Genomic DNA, 1,876 nt, shown 5'->3' with positions numbered 1-1,876 from the left:
GGGCGTCGGCGTCACGGGGACCGGGAGGTGCTGGCCGCGATCGTGTTCGTGGCCACCTCGGGGTGTACATGGGCCCAGCTGCCGCCCTGCTTCGGGCCGTCCGGTCCGACCGCGCACCGCCGTTTCGCCGAGTGGACCGCGGCGAGGGTGTGGGCGAAGCTCTACCGCCTGGTCCTGGACGAACTCGGTTCGCGGGGCGGCCTGGACTGGTCCAGGTGCGCGGTCGACTCGGTGAACATGCGCGCCACGAAAAAGTGCCCCTATGGTCTTCGTCAACCGGTCGCGGCGGTCGGTGGCTGGTAGAGGGTGCCGTCTCTGAGCATGGCGAAGAGGACGTCGATGCGGCGGCGGGCGAGTGCGACGAGGGCGGCGACGTGGTGTTTGCCTTCGCGTCGTTTCCGGTCGTAGTAGGCGCGTGACTCAGGTTGGGACAGTGAGGCGAATGCGGCGAGGTAGAAGGCCCGTTTGAGCTGCTTGTTGCCGCGCCGGGAGGGGTGTTCGCCGCGGATGGAGGAGCCGGACGCGCGGGTGACTGGCGCCAGGCCCGCGTAGGCGGCGAGGTGGCCGGCGCTTGGGAAGGCCTTCGCGTCGCCGACGTCGACGAGGATCCGGGCGGCGGTCCTGATCCCGATGCCGGGCATCGAGGTCAGGACCGGGGAAAGAGGGTGCGTCTCCAGCAATTCCTCGATCCTCGCCGCGAGGAGTCTGCGCTGGTCGAGGACCGCGGTGAGTGAGGTGGCGAGGCTGGGGACGATCAGCGCGGCGGCCTCGGTGCCTGGGACGACGACGGTCTGCTCGTCGAGGGCGGTGAAGATGTCCTCGACGAGCCGCTCGGCCATCCGTGGGGCCTTGGGCCGCAGCAGTGTGATCAGTCGACGTCGGCCTGCCTTCCTCAACTGGGCTCGCGAGCCGTGCCGTTCGAGCAGGGCGAGGACCGCCGGGTGGTCCAGTCGCGGGCCCAGAACGCGCTCGAGGGACGGGTGGATCTGGGTCAGCAGGCCGCGCAGACGGTTTTTGATCCTCGTCGACTCACCAGCGAGGTCGTCGTCGAATCCGGCGATCATCTCCAGCTCGGCGACGGTCTCGTCGGCCGCCACCAGGTCGCGCAGGGTGTGCGGCATGGTGCGGGCGGCGTCCGCGATGACGTGCGCGTCGCGGGCGTCGGTCTTCGCCTCGCCCGGGTAGAGGTCAGCGATCCGGCGCATGGTCAGGCCGGGCAGGTAGGCGATGCGGCAGCCGGTGTCGCGGGCGACGGCCAGCGGCAGGGCGCCGACGGTGGCCGGCTGGTCGACCACCACCAGCACGGTCCCGTGCTTGGCCTGCAGTTTCGTGAACAGCTCACGGAGCCTGGGCTCGTTGTTGGGCAGTGCCCTGTCGAAGACCTTCTTGCCGGCCGGCGTGAGCGCGGTCGCGTGATGCTCGCCCTTGCCGACGTCCAGGCCGAGATAGAGATCTATGCCGTCGGTGCTGGTCAACTGCCCCTCCCCACACTTCGTTTCCCCCGGCCCTGCGGCATCGGCGTGCCGGCATCCACGTTACGGAGAGCCTGCCTCACCCGGTGCGGGATCCGGCGCTCAAGCCCCTCATCAGCGGTCTGCCAACGCCTCCGAGCCCGGTGACACCACTTTTTCGATCATGCTCGACAAGGGATCTCAGTCATGCCGGGCCGGGAGGCCGGGAACCCCATTGCGGGGCCACGAAAACGGTAACGGGGACCTGACGGGTCCGAATCCTGCCGATCGGGGCAAGTTCGGGTCGAAGATCCATTTGCTCACCGAACGTACCGGTCTGCCCATCTCGCTCGCGATCTCCGGCGCCAACCTGCACGACAGTCAGGCCCTGATCCCGCTCGTCGAGGCGATCCCACCGATCCGCT

At 69.2% G+C, this 1,876-nt stretch carries 2 protein-coding genes and 1 pseudogene; 2 read left to right on the top strand and 1 reads right to left on the bottom strand.

Annotated features, from left to right (window positions below):
- Positions 1–252, top strand: a pseudogene (locus PUR61_RS06645) (transposase); the annotation flags it as partial.
- A 20-nt stretch (positions 253–272) separates the two neighbouring features.
- Here the strand turns inward: PUR61_RS06645 and PUR61_RS06640 are convergent.
- Positions 273–1,475 carry an IS110 family transposase gene (locus PUR61_RS06640; RefSeq protein WP_329876632.1) on the bottom strand — a complete coding sequence of 401 codons (1,203 nt, stop codon included), beginning with the start codon at positions 1,473–1,475 and terminating at the stop codon, positions 273–275.
- Between PUR61_RS06640 and PUR61_RS06635 the strand changes: the two genes are divergently transcribed.
- Positions 1,456–1,876, top strand: a 421-nt coding sequence (locus PUR61_RS06635; RefSeq protein WP_329876630.1) for a transposase, incomplete at its 3' end; no start/stop codon positions are given. The two genes, PUR61_RS06640 and PUR61_RS06635, sit on opposite strands and share 20 nt — an antisense overlap.

It is taken from the genome of Streptomyces sp. BE20 (assembly GCF_036322525.1).
In the GTDB taxonomy this organism is placed as follows: Bacteria; Actinomycetota; Actinomycetes; order Streptomycetales; family Streptomycetaceae; genus Kitasatospora.
This window is presented reverse-complemented; position numbering and strand designations above follow the sequence as displayed.